At 62.5% G+C, this 14,456-nt stretch carries 14 protein-coding genes and 1 tRNA gene; 7 read left to right on the top strand and 8 right to left on the bottom strand.

Annotated features, from left to right (window positions below; genetic code table 11):
• Positions 1-286 precede the first annotated feature (286 nt).
• Positions 287-1,084, top strand: coding sequence for an N-acetylmuramoyl-L-alanine amidase (locus tag BAU07_RS23950; protein WP_269465833.1), 798 nt, complete (start codon positions 287-289; stop codon positions 1,082-1,084).
• A 454-nt stretch (positions 1,085-1,538) separates the two neighbouring features.
• Here BAU07_RS23950 and BAU07_RS23945 read toward each other — a convergent pair.
• Positions 1,539-1,614: transfer RNA gene (locus BAU07_RS23945), tRNA-Phe, on the bottom strand.
• Positions 1,615-1,779: 165 nt separating this feature from the next.
• Here BAU07_RS23945 and hemA point away from each other — a divergent pair.
• The 5 genes from hemA to BAU07_RS23920 all read left to right on the top strand — a co-directional run bounded on the left by hemA (position 1,780) and on the right by BAU07_RS23920 (position 5,991).
• The gene (hemA, locus tag BAU07_RS23940; protein ID WP_066663412.1) at positions 1,780-3,054 is read left to right on the top strand and encodes a glutamyl-tRNA reductase; all 1,275 of its coding nucleotides are present in this window, start codon (positions 1,780-1,782) and stop codon (positions 3,052-3,054) included.
• A gap of 91 nt (positions 3,055-3,145) precedes the next feature.
• On the top strand, positions 3,146-4,228 hold the full coding sequence (gene prfA / locus BAU07_RS23935) for a peptide chain release factor 1 (RefSeq protein WP_066663409.1): 1,083 nt from the start codon (positions 3,146-3,148) through the stop codon (positions 4,226-4,228).
• Positions 4,229-4,285: 57 nt separating this feature from the next.
• Positions 4,286-5,041: a peptide chain release factor N(5)-glutamine methyltransferase gene (prmC, locus tag BAU07_RS23930; protein WP_066665682.1), complete on the top strand. Its 756-nt coding sequence runs from the start codon at positions 4,286-4,288 to the stop codon at positions 5,039-5,041.
• Between the two features lie 51 nt (positions 5,042-5,092).
• The gene (grxD, locus tag BAU07_RS23925; RefSeq protein WP_066663406.1) at positions 5,093-5,419 is read left to right on the top strand and encodes a Grx4 family monothiol glutaredoxin; all 327 of its coding nucleotides are present in this window, start codon (positions 5,093-5,095) and stop codon (positions 5,417-5,419) included.
• A gap of 8 nt (positions 5,420-5,427) precedes the next feature.
• Positions 5,428-5,991, top strand: coding sequence for a UbiX family flavin prenyltransferase (locus tag BAU07_RS23920; RefSeq protein WP_066665681.1), 564 nt, complete (start codon positions 5,428-5,430; stop codon positions 5,989-5,991).
• Here the strand turns inward: BAU07_RS23920 and BAU07_RS27420 are convergent.
• The 6 genes from BAU07_RS27420 to folB form a co-directional block, all read right to left on the bottom strand.
• Positions 5,988-7,391, bottom strand: a complete 1,404-nt coding sequence (locus tag BAU07_RS27420) for an FAD-binding oxidoreductase (RefSeq protein ID WP_198168843.1) — start codon at positions 7,389-7,391, stop codon at positions 5,988-5,990. The genes BAU07_RS23920 and BAU07_RS27420 overlap by 4 nt on opposite strands.
• Positions 7,388-8,416 carry a GNAT family N-acetyltransferase gene (locus BAU07_RS27415; protein WP_198168842.1) on the bottom strand — a complete coding sequence of 343 codons (1,029 nt, stop codon included), beginning with the start codon at positions 8,414-8,416 and terminating at the stop codon, positions 7,388-7,390. The genes BAU07_RS27420 and BAU07_RS27415 overlap by 4 nt, the downstream gene beginning before the upstream one ends.
• Before the next feature lie 37 nt (positions 8,417-8,453).
• Positions 8,454-9,482: an L-threonine 3-dehydrogenase gene (gene tdh / locus BAU07_RS23910; RefSeq protein ID WP_066663403.1), complete on the bottom strand. Its 1,029-nt coding sequence runs from the start codon at positions 9,480-9,482 to the stop codon at positions 8,454-8,456.
• Between the two features lie 46 nt (positions 9,483-9,528).
• Positions 9,529-10,287, bottom strand: a complete 759-nt coding sequence (locus BAU07_RS26970) for a class I SAM-dependent methyltransferase (RefSeq protein WP_084025953.1) — start codon at positions 10,285-10,287, stop codon at positions 9,529-9,531.
• Between the two features lie 497 nt (positions 10,288-10,784).
• The gene (gene ttcA / locus BAU07_RS23905; protein WP_066663393.1) at positions 10,785-11,744 is read right to left on the bottom strand and encodes a tRNA 2-thiocytidine(32) synthetase TtcA; all 960 of its coding nucleotides are present in this window, start codon (positions 11,742-11,744) and stop codon (positions 10,785-10,787) included.
• A 39-nt stretch (positions 11,745-11,783) separates the two neighbouring features.
• Positions 11,784-12,143, bottom strand: a complete 360-nt coding sequence (gene folB, locus BAU07_RS23900; RefSeq protein ID WP_066663390.1) for a dihydroneopterin aldolase — start codon at positions 12,141-12,143, stop codon at positions 11,784-11,786.
• Between the two features lie 258 nt (positions 12,144-12,401).
• On the opposite strand from folB, the gene BAU07_RS23895 reads away from it, so the two are divergent.
• A complete protein-coding gene (locus BAU07_RS23895; RefSeq protein WP_066663387.1) occupies positions 12,402-13,319 on the top strand; it encodes an NAD(P)/FAD-dependent oxidoreductase in 918 nt (305 codons plus the stop codon).
• Here BAU07_RS23895 and mnmH read toward each other — a convergent pair.
• Positions 13,316-14,455, bottom strand: a complete 1,140-nt coding sequence (mnmH, locus tag BAU07_RS23890) for a tRNA 2-selenouridine(34) synthase MnmH (RefSeq protein ID WP_066663384.1) — start codon at positions 14,453-14,455, stop codon at positions 13,316-13,318. The genes BAU07_RS23895 and mnmH overlap by 4 nt on opposite strands.
• Position 14,456: the final 1 nt, after the last annotated feature.

The raw sequence follows: 14,456 nt of genomic DNA, 5'->3' as shown, positions 1-14,456 counted from the left end.
CGGCGGGACCCGGGGCATCGCGACATATGCGCGATACCGCGCCAGTCCTGACACTGGCGTGCAGGGTCCATGCGGGGCATTATCGGAACACGCCCGACACATGAGGCACCTAATCGATCGCGGCCATGCCGGCCGCATGATAAGGAGCCTATATATGTCTGTCTCGTCCATCCCCTCATCCGCGGCGCCTCGTCCCCCGGAGGCCGGCGCCCCTATCGCGTTCCATAAAGGCGAGACTACGAACGGGCAGGTTGATGCGTTCGCCTCGTACCCTTCGGATAAGGTCGTGTCTGACGCTGCCGCGCGCGTGCCAGGCGATTCGGGCGTGGCCCCCATCGATTACAACTCCTACCGTTCGACGAAGGGTTTCAATAGTCGCGTTCGTTTCCTCGTCATGCACTACACTGCCTCGGACTTTGCCGGCTCGACCAAGGCGACCGGCCCATCGGTCAGTGCGCATTACCTGGTTCCCGATCCGGACGATGCGACCTACAAGGCTGCGGGGTTCGAGGGTGTGCGGGTGTTCAACCTGGTCGACGAGAATGACCGCGCCTGGCATGCCGGAGTGAGCGCCTGGCGGGGCCGGACGAACCTGAACGACACATCCCTGGGTATCGAGATCGTCAATCAGGCGAGCTATCAGGACGGCACGTTTACCTTCCCGCCCTTTCATCCGCAGCAAGCCAAGGCCGTCAAGGATCTGGCCTTGAACATCCTTCAGCGCTACCCCGACATCACGCCCACCAATGTGGTGGGACATGCCGATATAGCGCCTGGCCGCAAGAGCGATCCGGGTCCGATGTTCCCATGGCGTGATTTCCACCAGGCGGGTGTGGGCGCCTGGTATGAAGAGGACGTGAAAGCCAGGTTTGTCGCGCGATACACCGACACGCCCCTGGCGCAGGACGAGGCGCTAAGGCAGTTCCGGAAATACGGCTATGACACCAGCGCCGCGACAAATCCGGCCGGATTCAAGAACCTGGTACGCGCCTTCCAGCTCCACTTCCGGCCCCAGAACTATGACGGGGTGCTCGATGTGGAAACCGCGGCCATATTGTCGGCATTGGTGGAGAAGTACAGCTGAGGTACACGGTCCTGCAGTTTGAGAAAGCAACTCAGGATCGGGCCGAGGCTTGTTCAACAGTGGTGGCCGTGTTCACGCGCTCTGCGCTGGAGCGCGTGCTGTATCGCCTCAGCATCTCGGTGTACCGAGACCAGTTCTTGTTGAAGGGCTCGCTGCTTTTTGATCTGTTGTTCGACATGCCGCATCGCCCTGAAGATGATGCTGACCTGCTCGGCTTCACACCAGCGGAAGTTCCCCACTTGGTCTCGGCGGCTCGGGAGAGCAGCGCCATTGCGTGCGCTGCCCACGCCTTACCTGCATGTCGATCCGCAATGCGCCGTCATCGCGGAAAATCTGGAGGCCATCGTGCGATACGGCCTGCACTCCTGGCGGCGATGAAAAGCAGCCTCCGTCTGGGGCGGTAGGTGGTAGCCGGCCATAAAAAATCCCCGCCGTGGCGGGGATTCAGGATTCGTGGTGGCCTGGGGCGGAATCGAACCACCGACACAAGGATTTTCAATCCTCTGCTCTACCGACTGAGCTACCAGGCCAACCGAAGCCCGCAACTATACACAATTTTCCGGGGTCGTGCTGGCGGACCGTACCGGTCGGTAGCAAAGCGCTATAATCCCGAGGTCCCAGAAACCTGCCTCTATTCCTGAGCATGCGTTGCTGGCCCTGCATCAGGCCTACGCACGAGCGTAGATGATAGGCAAATGTCGGTAGACGTCCTCACCTTCGGACTGAATCACAGGTCGGCGCCCGTATCGGTGCGTGAACGCGTGGCCATGCCCGTCGACCTGTTGCGCCCCGCGCTGGCGGGGCTGCGGGCGGCCTTCGGCGGCGCGCTGCGGGAAGCCGCCATTCTGTCGACCTGTAATCGGACCGAGGTCTATTGCGCGGCCGAGCCGCATGTGGCGGAGCATCTGCCCGCCTGGCTGGCCGACGTCAACCACGTCCAGGCCATGGATCTGCAGCCCCACGTGTACCAGCATCTTCAGGAAGGTGCGGTGCGGCACGCCTTCCGGGTTGCCAGCGGCCTGGACTCCATGGTCCTGGGCGAGCCGCAGATCCTCGGCCAGATGAAGGACGCGGTGCGCGCGGCCGACGAAGCCGGATCGCTCGGTACGCTGCTGCATCAGTTGTTCCAGCGTACTTTTTCCGTCGCCAAGGAAGTCCGGTCGCAGACCGACATCGGCGCCCATTCGGTGTCCATGGCCGCCGCCGCGGTGCGCCTGGCCGAGCGGGTGTTCGGCAGCCTGGGCGAGGCCCGCACGCTGTTCATCGGCGCGGGGGAAATGATCGAACTCTGCGCCACTCACTTCGCGGCCCAGCAGCCGCGCGAGATGGTCGTGGCGAACCGGACGGTCGAACGTGCCGAGACGCTGGCGAACCGGTTTTCCGCCGGCACCATGCGGCTGGCCGATCTGACCGAGCGCCTGGCGGAATTCGATGTCATCGTTTCCTGTACGGCCAGTTCCCTGCCCATCCTTGGGTTGGGGATGGTAGAGCAGGCCACCAGGCTGCGCCGCCACCGTCCCATGGTCATGATCGACCTGGCGGTACCGCGCGATATCGAACCGCAGGTCGGGCGCCTGGACGACGTCTACCTGTATTCGGTCGACGACCTGGGCCGAATGGTCCAGAGCGGTACGGACGCCCGGCGCGCTGCGATGGTCCAGGCAGAGGCCATCATCGAAACGCGCGTCCAGAATTTCATGCAATGGATGGCGGCCCGCACGGTGGTTCCCGTCATACAGCATCTGCAGCAAGGCGCCGACGAGATCCGCGCGGCCGAACTGGAACGCGCTCGCCGCCTGCTGGCGCGCGGCGAATCGCCGGAGGCGGTGCTGGAGCAGCTCGCCCACGGCCTGACGCAGAAATACCTGCACGGTCCGCTGGCGGCACTCAACCGCAGCGAAGGCGCCGAACGCGAACAGTTGCTCGCCGTGGTCCCGCGCCTCTTTCCCAGCCGCGATACGCGGCGTTAGCGACACTGCCCTTGCATCGCCACGCCGCGAAACGCGCGGCCATGGCGCTCATCGCGCTCGCTTACTCCCCATTCCGTTGCCCTGACTCCCTATGAAATCATCCATGCGTGACCGGCTGGACCAATTGTCCCGGCGCCTGATCGAGGTCGATGCCATGCTGGCCGAACCTGAAGCGGCCACGGATATGGACCGCTTCCGCAAGCTGTCGCGCGAGCGGGCCGAACTCGAGCCGGTGGTGTCCGCATTCGCAGCCTATCGCGCCACGGAGGACGACCTGGCGACGGCGCAGGAGATGCTGTCCGATCCCGAGATGAAGGCCATGGCCGAAGACGAGATCAAGGCGGCGCGGGGCAAGCTGGAGGAACTGGACGCGGCGCTGCAGCGCCTGCTGCTGCCGCGCGATCCGGATGACGGCCGCAGCGTGTTCCTGGAAATCCGCGCCGGTACGGGCGGCGATGAAAGCGCGTTGTTCTCCGGGGACTTGCTGCGCATGTACAGCCGTTATGCGGAACGGCAGGGATGGAAGGTCGAGCTGATGTCCGAAAGCCCATCGGAACTGGGCGGGTACAAGGAAGTAATTGCCCGCATAGACGGCGACGGCGTCTATGGGCGGATGAAGTTCGAGTCCGGCGCCCATCGCGTGCAGCGCGTGCCGGCCACGGAGGCCCAGGGGCGCATCCATACATCGGCCTGCACGGTCGCGGTCATGCCGGAAGCCGACCAGATGAGCGACATCGTGATCAATCCCGCCGACCTGCGCATCGATACCTTCCGGGCGAGCGGCGCCGGAGGCCAGCACATCAACAAGACCGATTCCGCGGTGCGGATTACGCACCTTCCCACCGGACTGGTGGTCGAATGCCAGGATGATCGCTCCCAGCATCGCAACAAGGACAAGGCCATGCAGGTGCTGGCCGCGCGACTCAAGGACAAGGCGTTGCGGGAACGGCAGAGCAAGGAAGCCGCCGAACGCAAGAGCCTGGTTGGCACCGGCGACCGGTCGGAACGGATCCGGACCTACAACTTCCCGCAAGGCCGCCTGACGGACCATCGCATCAACCTGACCCTATACAAGCTGCAGCAGATCATGGAAGGCGACCTGGATGAATTGACCGGCGCGCTGATCGCCGAGCACCAGGCCGAGCAGCTGGCGGCGCTGGGCGAAGAGGGCTGAGTGGCCTGCGCCAAGGACATCCTGTTCGCGTCCGGCCTGCCACGGCTGGAAGCGCGCATGCTGCTGGAGCATGTGCTCGAGAAGCCGCGGGCGTGGATCCTGGCGCACGATACCGATCCCTTGCCGCCGGCGGCTGTGCGCGCGTTTACCGTGCTGGCGGCGCGGCGGGCGGCCGGCGAGCCGATGGCCTATCTGTTGGGCGAGCGCGAATTCATGGGCCACCTGTTCAAGGTCGGCCCCGACGTGTTGATCCCCCGGCCCGAAACGGAACTGCTGGTCGAGGCGGCATTGGAGTGGATGGCGGGCTTCGAGTCGTTGGCGGTGCTGGACCTGGGCACCGGCAGCGGCGCGATCGCGATATCCATCGCGCTGGCACGGCCGGACGCGGCGGTATTGGCCACGGACCGCAGCCTGAAGGCCTTGAAAGTGGCGGCCGAAAACGCCCTGCGTCTGGGGGTACAGCTGCATTTCGCGGGGGGCAACTGGTACGGCGCCCTGACGGCGGACCAGAAATTCGACGTCATCGTCTCCAACCCCCCTTATATCCGCCGGCAGGATCCCCATCTGGAGAAGGGCGACCTGCGCTTCGAACCGCGCGCGGCCTTGACCGACGAGGCGGACGGCCTGGAGGCCCTGCGCACCATCATTGCAGGCGCCCCGAGACACCTGAAGCCGGGGGGCGTGCTGTGGGTGGAGCATGGATGGGACCAGGCCGCGGCGGTACGCGGGCTGCTGACGGATGCCGGGTTGCGCGGGGTGGATAGCCGGCGCGACCTGGCCGGCATTGAACGGATCTCGGGCGGTTACCTGTAGATGTTGGCAGGTACCTATAATTGAAAGAACTCTTCTCTGTGTGAGTAAACCATGAGCGACGTTAAAGAATTCATCGGCGAGACCGTGACGCAGCACCCGGTGGTGCTGTTCATGAAGGGCACCGCGCAGTTTCCGCAGTGCGGCTTTTCCGGCAAGGCGATCCAGCTGCTGAAGAGCTGTGGCGTGAAGAAGCTGGTCACCGTGAATGTGCTGGAGGACGACGAGGTCCGCCAGGGCATCAAGGAATTCTCGAACTGGCCGACCATACCGCAGCTGTATGTCGGCGGCGAATTCGTCGGCGGCTCGGACATCATGAACGAGATGCACGAAAGCGGCGAGCTGAAGACGCTGCTGGACAAGGCCGGGGCGACTGCATGACGCAGGCCGTGCGCCGGCTGGTCGTCGGCGTGACGGGGGCGACCGGTGCGCTGTATGCCGTTCGCATGCTGCAGGCGCTGCGCAACGTGCCTGACGTCGAGTCGCACCTGATCGTGTCCGCGGCCGGCGTGCTGAATATCAAGCATGAGCTGCAGCTTGGCCGGCACGAGCTGCAGGCCATGGCCGACCACGTGTACAGCGTTCGCGATGTCGGCGCGACCCTCGCCAGCGGCGCTTTTGCGACGGCCGGCATGGTGGTCGTGCCCTGCTCCATGCGCACGCTGGCGGCGGTGGCGCATGGACTGTCGGACAACCTGATCACGCGCGCGGCCGACGTCACGCTGAAGGAGCGCAGGCGCCTGGTGCTGATGGTTCGTGAAACGCCCTACAACCTGGCGCACCTGCGAAATATGACGGCAGTCACGGAAATGGGCGGGGTGGTGTTTCCACCGCTGCCGGCGTTCTATTTCAGGCCGGCCTCGATCGAGGAGATGGTCGACCATACGGTCGCGCGGGTGCTGGGAATGTTCGACATCGATGTTCCCGGACCCCACTGGGAAGGCATCTATTAACCATCCTTCGGGCCGGGAAAAGTATCGAGGGCAAAAAATAGCCCCGAAACATCGAAGCGTTGGCGCAACTCCTGTAATCGCCGCCAGTTTTCGGCGGAGAAACAACGCGCAACTTGACCGGCCCTGTATTCCAGGTCGAATTCGTTGATATATGCGCCGGATGAAACCGGCTGCAGTTCATCGTAAAGCCGGTTCAGCCACCGGCGATTGAGGTTGTCGTCTTTCGCGTCGTCCCATTGGGCATAGGTCGACATGAAGAATGCGCCGCGTGCCGAGAATGCGGCGTCCGGATAGACCGGATCTCCACGCCAAACCAGAAGAACCGCCGTAGCCGGTGACGGCAAAGTATCAAGATGGCGTTTCAAAATTAGCGTCGCCTCTTGCGCTCGATCTGTCAGGATATTGTCCACGCGGTAGCGCTGGCATACCAGCATGTTGTCCGTCTGCCGATATAAGGACTGAAAGCTGGCAGGCTGATCTTCGTCCAGTACCTGTAGACTGATTTCGAGGCGGGATTGCAGGGACGTGCGCAATTGACGAGCAAGCGCAGGGGTTTCCGCGAAAGCTAGCATGCTGAGCAGCACCGTTCTATCGCATGTGGTGGCGTCCCCGCCGATTTTTGGCACGACCGCGACCATCACCTGTAAGTTGGTGGCGGGCTGCGCCAATTCGATTTGCGCGACCAGACTCTCCAACTTGTCGAGGCCGACAATGTACGTACTACTTAGAATCGCACCGGGAGCCGGCCAGCATTTCAGATAAAAGTGGGTCACCACGAAAAACAAGGCCGGTCCCGCGCCGCGGGCGGCCCAGAATAGGTCAGAATGGCTTGTTGCGCTGACATGCATCGATTGACCGTCAGCCGTGACCACATCAAGCGCCTCGATATTGAAGGCGCTCATGCCGCCCCATTGGCTACAGTTGATCCCGAGTCCGCCGCCTAAAAGAAACCCCCCAATTCCCACGCCCGCACCATGACCAGTGGGAAAAGCCAATCCATGCACCGCCAGGGCGTCGTGCAGCAATTCGCTTGTCACCCCTGGTTGTACCCTGGCACGCCGCTTTGGCACATCGATTTCGATGCCCTGCAGTCGAGAGAGGTCTAGCAGTATTGAATGCTCCTGCACGAAGGTGCCGGCATAGCTATGGCCGGTGCCTCGTACACTGATGCGCTGATTGTGGGTCTTCGCGAAAGCGATGGTTCGTACGACATCGCGCGACGACGCCGCGCGGACAATACATGCCGGTTTACGCCCAAAATTGCGCTGGTTCCAGGCAATCGAACGGTGCCACTCGCCGAAGGCCGGCTGATCGCTAAAGCGTGCTTCGCCATCGAGACTGCGAACGAATGCGTCTTGTAGTACCGAGACGGTCGAAGAACGATTCCGCGGTGCTTTCATGAGAGGTTCCAGCTCGTTATGGCGTAGAGCCGCACCGGGTGCAGTCCGAGCCTTGTCTTGATTTTTGCATTCAGTCTCCCACATTCCACCCGCCGTATGCCGCGTGCGAACGCATGGCGGTAGGCGGTGGCTACACCGAGCGTGTAGGGACTGAAGTCCGTCCGGTCGTAAACCATGCCTGCCGACCATATATGGAATGCGTGCGGTTCCTCAAAACAAATGAATCCGCTGACCAGGTCCTGCCCGACTTCCACAATACTCAACCTTACCAAGTCGCCGCAGGTACCGGCGAAGCGCGCGAGTGGCTTGGCTGGCCAATATTGAGGCGTGCCATTGCGTGCAGTGGTGACTTGGCACAGCTCTGATAACTGCTCAAGCTTGTCGCCGAAGGGAGGCGCCAGGATATGAGCCCGAGCATTGCTCCGCTCGAACTTGCGTAATTGCCGGGTCATTTCATGGCGCCCGTCGGCTGGTAGAGCCTGTACGAAGGCGTCGAAATCATCATGACGGGAGAGGTCGACACAATAACGGTCCACCATGTAGTTAACATTCAAATCATTCCGTTCGGCCTCACGCAGTACCGGTCCGTCCTGTACGTTAAGCAGGCCGAAATAGCTCGCACCTTCTTGCCGTGCAATGTCATTTAAGGCAGCAAAAACCCCCGCGTATACTTCCGAGTCGTGCGAGGCCGTGAGGATGGAGCTGTCGGCGCAATGCATGATATGGCTGAATACTCCGCGGCCGTTGCCTCCGACATTGGATATTTTTGCTGAAGTCGCGAGCAAGCCCAGCGGATCGACCACGCCGATATCTTGAAGATAAGCCGGCAAAAAGGCGACGATGCGTCCACCCTTGCGGATCGTGATATAGAACGACGCTCTCACGGGCAGGAGCGGGGATTGTTCGGCGGCCAGTAGGAAACGGCGGTCATAGAACAGCGGTGATCCGCATCGCTCGAAGAGTGACTGGTATTCACCATCGTCGATCTCGCCGAGCGAGCCCGTAATGTGTGTACAGATCGTCATTTTGTGCCCGCAGTGGATGCGACAAAGCCGAAAGGCGCTATTCGGCCCAGGTCATCACCACTTTTCCCGCCGAACCTGATTTCATGGCGACGAATCCTTGCTCAAACTCCCGTGCGGGGATCCGATGCGTAATGATGTCGCGTATGTTCAGGCCATGCTGCAGCATGGCGATGGACTTGCGCCACGTTTCGAACATTTCCCGCCCGTAAATGCCTTTCAGGGTCAAGCTCTTACTGACAATCGTGCTCCAGTCGATCTCGATTTTGCCGGGAGGCAGACCGAGGCATGCGATCCTGCCACCCGTCGCCATTGCGTCGATGAGCGTGGCCAGCCCTTCACTGCTACCGCTCATCTCGAAAGCAATGGAAAAGCCATGGCGAACCCCATGGTCAAGGGCTGCATCCGAAACCGTGGTGCGCCGGAGATCTACGGTCACCACATCGGGCACGATCTCAGCCAGTTTCAGGCGCGCCGGATTGATGTCCGCGATGAAAATCATGGCTGCGCCGGCGTGCCGAGCCACGGCGGCCGCCATAATGCCGATCGGGCCGGCGCCCATAATCACAATATCGTTACCGACCAGATCGAACGAGAGCGCTACGTGAACCGCGTTTCCAAGAGGATCGAGAATCGCCGCCAAGTCATCGTCGATGTCGTCTGGTAACGCTACGACGTTGAAGGCCGGAAGGGCGATGTATTCGGCAAAGGCACCGGGGTGGTTGACCCCAACGCTTTTCGTATTGGGGTCCAAATGGAAGCTTCCGGCGCGCGCTGCCGCGCAATCCCGGTCTATCAGGTGTCCTTCGCCGCTTACGCGTTGACCCACCCGAAAGCCTTTGACGTTCGCGCCGAGTTCCGCAATCTCTCCGGTATATTCATGGCCGATTACCATGGGTACGGGCACCATCCTGCGTGCCCATTCATCCCAGTTCCAGATGTGGATATCCGTACCGCAGATCCCGGTCTTGCGGATCCGGATAAGGACTTCGTCTTGGGCAATAGTTGGTATTGGTACATCATGGAGCCATAAACCGACCTTGCTTTCGGCCTTGACAAGAGCTTGCATAGCGTATCTCCTAAAAACCTTCCCCCTTGTTCAGGGAAAGCGCAGATCATTTGTTTTCGCTATCAGATCGAGTGCACTCCAGGATGACCGCATGAGGCCGGCGGAGATAAGCGTGCAGTAAAGGAGGGGCCTGATCCAGGTCCGCGTATTTGGCCGGACGCGGATTTTTTCTTTGTACAGGGGAGAATCCGGCGGCCTGCAATGCGGACTCCAACGATTGAAAGGACCAATAGAACGCTGTTACCGTCGCGCGAAAATCACTAAAGAACAGGTCGAGTCTGATCGGCGCACTTTCGTCATGGGCGGGCCGCTGCGTCAATGAAAAGCCATAAGCCGCGTAATATGCGGGATCAGGATCAAAGTCTGGATGTATTGGTAGCGTAATCAATCTTCCACCCGGTTTAAGTACCCGGGCCATACTGCAGCACATGTTCTCAAGCGACTTCTTGTCCGTTGCATACGGCATCACGTATACGCTTAGGACCAGGTCGAACTGGCAGTCCAATGTCCGATCCAGTTGCGACACATAGTCGATTCCCAGTGGTGTCTCACGTTCGCGCTCGCGTGCATGCCCCAACATTCCCTCTGCGACGTCAAACCCGACAACACGCGCAGCTCCGAGGCGCTTTAGGATGCGTGAATATGTTCCGTCTCCGCAGCCGAAATCCAGAACGTTCCTGCCTTCAACAGATCCTAGGGCTTCCAATACACTGGGCGTTTCTATCTCCTTGCGGAACGGCCATTTGGCCATATCCTCGTACAAACCCGGCAGTTCATCGAATTGGCTACTGCTGCTGCGCGTCATGGCGGCGTCCTTTCCAGCCGTTTGGCTAGACATCCAATGTTTAACGGCCTACCTTATTTGAAGCGCCACCTTGGGGGCTGGGTGAAAAAGGCCTCAATAGGATATTCGAACCAAATACCCGCTGCGCTTACCGCCTTCACTTCAAATTAAGTCATATGGCCCGATGGGTCGACTACGGAGCCAAGTTTGATTATCAGGGGGGTGGGCTGTCAACGGCGCGCGCGTCGTGCCCACGCAATTTGACGTAAGCAAGTGAGTCTGCGAAAGTGGATCGGCAATTACCAGATCCACTTGATGTTTTGATCGAATGCCTGTTGAAACGCGCTGTATTAAGGCCGTCTGCGCGTGAGGTCCCCATGAGCTGTACGGGCAGCTTATGGATTTTCCCCTTCGGGTGCGGGCATCGTTTGGGGGACTGTAATCTTCGGGATGTTTGCGCGGGCGGAAGTGCGGCGGATTTGATTAATTTGCCAATTTATCGCGCACCGCCCGGCCCTTCACTCGAAGCGGACAAAACTCAAAGAGTGGCCGTCGTTGGTGTTTTCGGAGTTCTGACTGCCGCATGCAACGCGGGATGTGTCCGGATACTCTTGATCGAACGCCCTGTCGCCGTCGGGATCGACCATGCCGCCGGGCCGCAAGCCCGCGAAGTCGAACAGTTGGCGGTCCATCAGGTGCGAAGGCACGACGTTCGCCAAGGCATTGAATACATTCCAGGCACGCCCCGGCTGCTTGCGCTCCCACTCCTGGATCATGCGTCCCACTTCCTTGCGCTTGAGGTTCTCCTGTGAGCCGCACAGGTTGCAGGGAATGATGGGGAACCCCTTGTCCTGCGCATAAGCCGCCAGGTCTGCCTCGGGCACATAGGCGAGCGGCCTGATCACCGTGTGCCGTCCGTCGTCCGAGACCAGTTTGGGCGGCATGGCCTTCAGCTTGCCGCCGTAGAACATGTTCAGGAAAAACGTGCCCAGGATGTCGTCGCGATGGTGCCCCAGGGCGATCTTGGTGGCGCCCAGTTCGCTGGCCACGCGGTACAGGATGCCCCGTCGCAGCCGCGAACAGAGCGAGCACATCGTCCTGCCCTCCGGGATGACGCGCGTCACTACCGAATAGGTGTCCTGCGTTTCGATATGGAAAGGAACGCCCAGCCCGCGCAGGTAATCGGGCAGCACATCCTGCGGAAAGCCCGGCTGCTTCTGGTCCAGGTTGACCGCGACGAGGTCGAAGGCAAACGGCGCGCGTTCGCGCAGGCGCATCAGGGTATCCAGCAAGCCGTAGGAGTCCTTGCCGCCCGACATGCAGACCATGACGCGGTCGCCCGCTTCGATCATGTTGTAGTCGGCGATGGCGCGCGTGGTTTCGCGGGCGAGGCGCTTGGCGAGCTTGTTGGCTTCCAGGCGGGCCTTGGGTTGCGGCGCAGATGGCGGGCGCCGCGCAGGGGATTCGATAGCGTTCATGGGCGAAGGCCGTCAGGGTCGGGGCGATCGGGCAGCGCGTTAGCGCGCGGTATAGATTTCCACGCCTACGGCGGCGCAGTCGGAAAATGCCATGGGCTTGCTGATGCGGATGCGTACCGCCCGGATATCCTTGAAATCCGCCATCAGGCGCTCGGCCACGCGTTCCGTCAGCGTCTCGATGAGGTTGACGTGGGCGTGGGTGCATTCGGCGACGATGGCCTCGCGCAGCGCACGATAATCCAGCACGCTGTGGATGTCATGGTCGTCGACGTTGCGCGTGATGTCGACGTCGATCTCGGCGTCCACATGCAGCGGCTGCGTGGCCCGACGCTCATGCTCCAGGATGCCGATGCGGGCGTCCAGGGCCAGGCGGGAAAAAATGATACGGCGTGTAGGCATGATGGCGGGTTCGTTGCGCCGCCCGGCCGCCCGAAGGCGAACAGCTGCCCCGGTGCGGAGCAGCCAACCGACGCAGTCGGTGCAGCGTGAGGTTCTTCAGTGTGTGCGCATTGTATGCCGGGGGACGCTGCCCCGCCGGGCGGGGCGTCCTGTCGACGGGCAGCCGGTGGTCCGCGGCCGGCTTCGCCGCGCGGCGCGGGCGCTATCGCTACAATCATCGCGAAACTCAGCCCAAACGCGACCGGGAACCTCGACGGAATGCGGGAAGACAGCGATGCCATCATTGTAGGCGGCGGCCCAGCCGGCGCCTCGTGCGCAATCTGGCTGGCGCGCCTGGGCCTGGCGCCCGTGCTCGTCGAGGCCGGCCCGCGCCTGGGCGGGCTGGAAAACGACAATCCTTTCCGCGACGACTGGATCGCCGTGCTGCCCGGCGTCACGGGTCAACAGGTGGCCGCCAATATCTCGCAGAGCGTGGCGGCGGCGCGCGTGCCGGCCTTGACCGGGCATCGCGCGCAGCATGTGGCGCGCAATGGCAAGGGCTTCGATCTATCGTTGACCACGCCGTATGGCACGCCGTCGCGCCTGCACGCGCGTTTCCTGGTGATCGCTACCGGCGTGCGGGCACGCAACCTTCCGGGGGCCGAACCGGGCAAGCGCTGGCCGGGCGTCCTGGTGGGACCCGGCGTGGCGGTTCATGAGCAGGACTACCGCGGCCGCTCCGTCGCCATCCTGGGCGGCGGCGACAATGGCTTCGAGAACTACGCCTATGTACAGGGACGCGGCGCGCGTGAAGTGCACCTGTATTCGCGCACGGTGCGCGCGCGGCCGCAATTGGTGGCGGCTGCCGCCACGCCCGACCTGCACGTGGGCGATTACGTCGTCGATCCCGTCGGCCGCAGCGTCAATGGCCGTCGCTATGACCTGATCCTGGTTTTCTATGGCTGGGAGGCGCAGGCCGGCTTCGCCGACAGCCTGCACCTGGCTCGCGATGCGCGCGGCTATATCGTGACCGATCCGGCCACCGCCCGCACCTGCGTGCCCGGCGTATATGCGATCGGCGAGGTGGCCAACCGCATGCACCCCTGCGTGGTGACGTCCATGGCCGACGGCGTTGTCGCCGCCAAGGCGATCCAGGCGGAGATCGAGCGCGGAAGCGTCTCGCGCAAGACCGACTAGGCGGGCCGCAGCGGCTGGCCGTGCGCGCGCGCGGCCTGCTCGCGCAGATATTCCGTGACGGCGGCGGTTTCGCCGCGGAACACGATGCGCTGGTTTTTCTCCTGCATATGCCGCGCGTATAGCGGGTCGTAGTATTCCTGCAGCAGCGCCTCGATCCACGCGCGATGGCTTTCGCAATCGCCGGCCTCCAGTTGGCGCGCCAGCGCGGCCTGCATCAGCGTCATCAACCTAGCGTAGCGTTCACCGCCCAGGCGCCGGGAGATCGCTGTCAGGCTGTCGCGCAGGCGTTGCGAGAAAAGCATGTCGCCGGCCGCGCCATGCGCGGCCACGAACTCCGCGCGCAGGTCGACGACGTATTCGCGCAGGATGCGCTCGATGCGCTGGGGCAGGGGAACCTCGAGCCACACCAGCGGGGCGGTCTGTATCGTACGCAGCAATTCCGGCGTAAGCGCGTTGCTGCCGATCAGGCGGCTTTCGTCTTCCAGCACCATGGCCTGGTACCCGCGTGCCTGCTTGCGCAGCACGTCGATGGCGACCCGATGCTCAAAGTCGATCTGGGCGGGCTGCGGCATGACGCGCTTGCCAAAGCCCGAGCCGCGATGATTGGCATGGGCTTCCAGGTCGATGGCGTTGTCCACCGCGTGCAGTACCTCGGTTTTGCCGCTGCCGGTCAGGCCGCCCAGCACCAGGTGGCCCGGCGTGACGGCACAGTCGCGCAGCACCTCGGCCAGGAAAGTCCGCATGGCCTTGTAGCCGCCGGGCACGCGCGGGTAGTCGATGCCGGCTTCCTCCTTCAGCCACCGCTGCGTGATTTGCGACCTGAGGCCGCCGCGGAAGCAATAAAGGCGGCCTTGCGGGTTCGCACGCGCGAACTCCGCCCATGCCTGGATGCGCCGTGCCTTGACGGGACCGGCGACCAGTTGAGTACCGAGCCGGATGGCGGCGTCCTGTCCCTGCTCCTTGTAGCGCAAGCCGACTTGCTCGCGCTCGGCGTCGTCCATCAGCGGGATATTGACCGCGTTGGGGAAAGCGCCGCGGCTGAACTCGACCGGCGCGCGTACGTCCAGCAAGGGCGTATCGGACAGGAAGATCGCGCGGTACGCCGAGGCGGCATCTGGTGGAATGGTGGAGGACATG

The organism is Bordetella flabilis, assembly GCF_001676725.1.
GTDB lineage: Bacteria > Pseudomonadota > Gammaproteobacteria > Burkholderiales > Burkholderiaceae_B > Bordetella_C > Bordetella_C flabilis.
The sequence above is the reverse complement of the archived record's forward strand: the minus strand, read 5'-3'. Positions and strand labels throughout refer to the sequence as shown.

Excerpts from the sequence above, each read along its gene's own strand:
- hemA (WP_066663412.1), top strand. The coding sequence starts at position 1,780 with ATGTCGGTAGACGTCCTCACCTTCGGACTGAATCACAGGTCGGCGCCC.
- prfA (WP_066663409.1), top strand. The coding sequence starts at position 3,146 with ATGAAATCATCCATGCGTGACCGGCTGGACCAATTGTCCCGGCGCCTG.
- prmC (WP_066665682.1), top strand. The coding sequence starts at position 4,286 with ATGCTGCTGGAGCATGTGCTCGAGAAGCCGCGGGCGTGGATCCTGGCG.
- grxD (WP_066663406.1), top strand. The coding sequence starts at position 5,093 with ATGAGCGACGTTAAAGAATTCATCGGCGAGACCGTGACGCAGCACCCG.
- BAU07_RS27420 (WP_198168843.1), bottom strand. The coding sequence starts at position 7,391 with ATGAAAGCACCGCGGAATCGTTCTTCGACCGTCTCGGTACTACAAGAC.
- BAU07_RS27415 (WP_198168842.1), bottom strand. The coding sequence starts at position 8,416 with ATGACGATCTGTACACACATTACGGGCTCGCTCGGCGAGATCGACGAT.
- tdh (WP_066663403.1), bottom strand. The coding sequence starts at position 9,482 with ATGCAAGCTCTTGTCAAGGCCGAAAGCAAGGTCGGTTTATGGCTCCAT.
- BAU07_RS26970 (WP_084025953.1), bottom strand. The coding sequence starts at position 10,287 with ATGACGCGCAGCAGCAGTAGCCAATTCGATGAACTGCCGGGTTTGTAC.
- ttcA (WP_066663393.1), bottom strand. The coding sequence starts at position 11,744 with ATGAACGCTATCGAATCCCCTGCGCGGCGCCCGCCATCTGCGCCGCAA.
- folB (WP_066663390.1), bottom strand. The coding sequence starts at position 12,143 with ATGCCTACACGCCGTATCATTTTTTCCCGCCTGGCCCTGGACGCCCGC.
- BAU07_RS23895 (WP_066663387.1), top strand. The coding sequence starts at position 12,402 with ATGCGGGAAGACAGCGATGCCATCATTGTAGGCGGCGGCCCAGCCGGC.
- mnmH (WP_066663384.1), bottom strand. The coding sequence starts at position 14,455 with ATGTCCTCCACCATTCCACCAGATGCCGCCTCGGCGTACCGCGCGATC.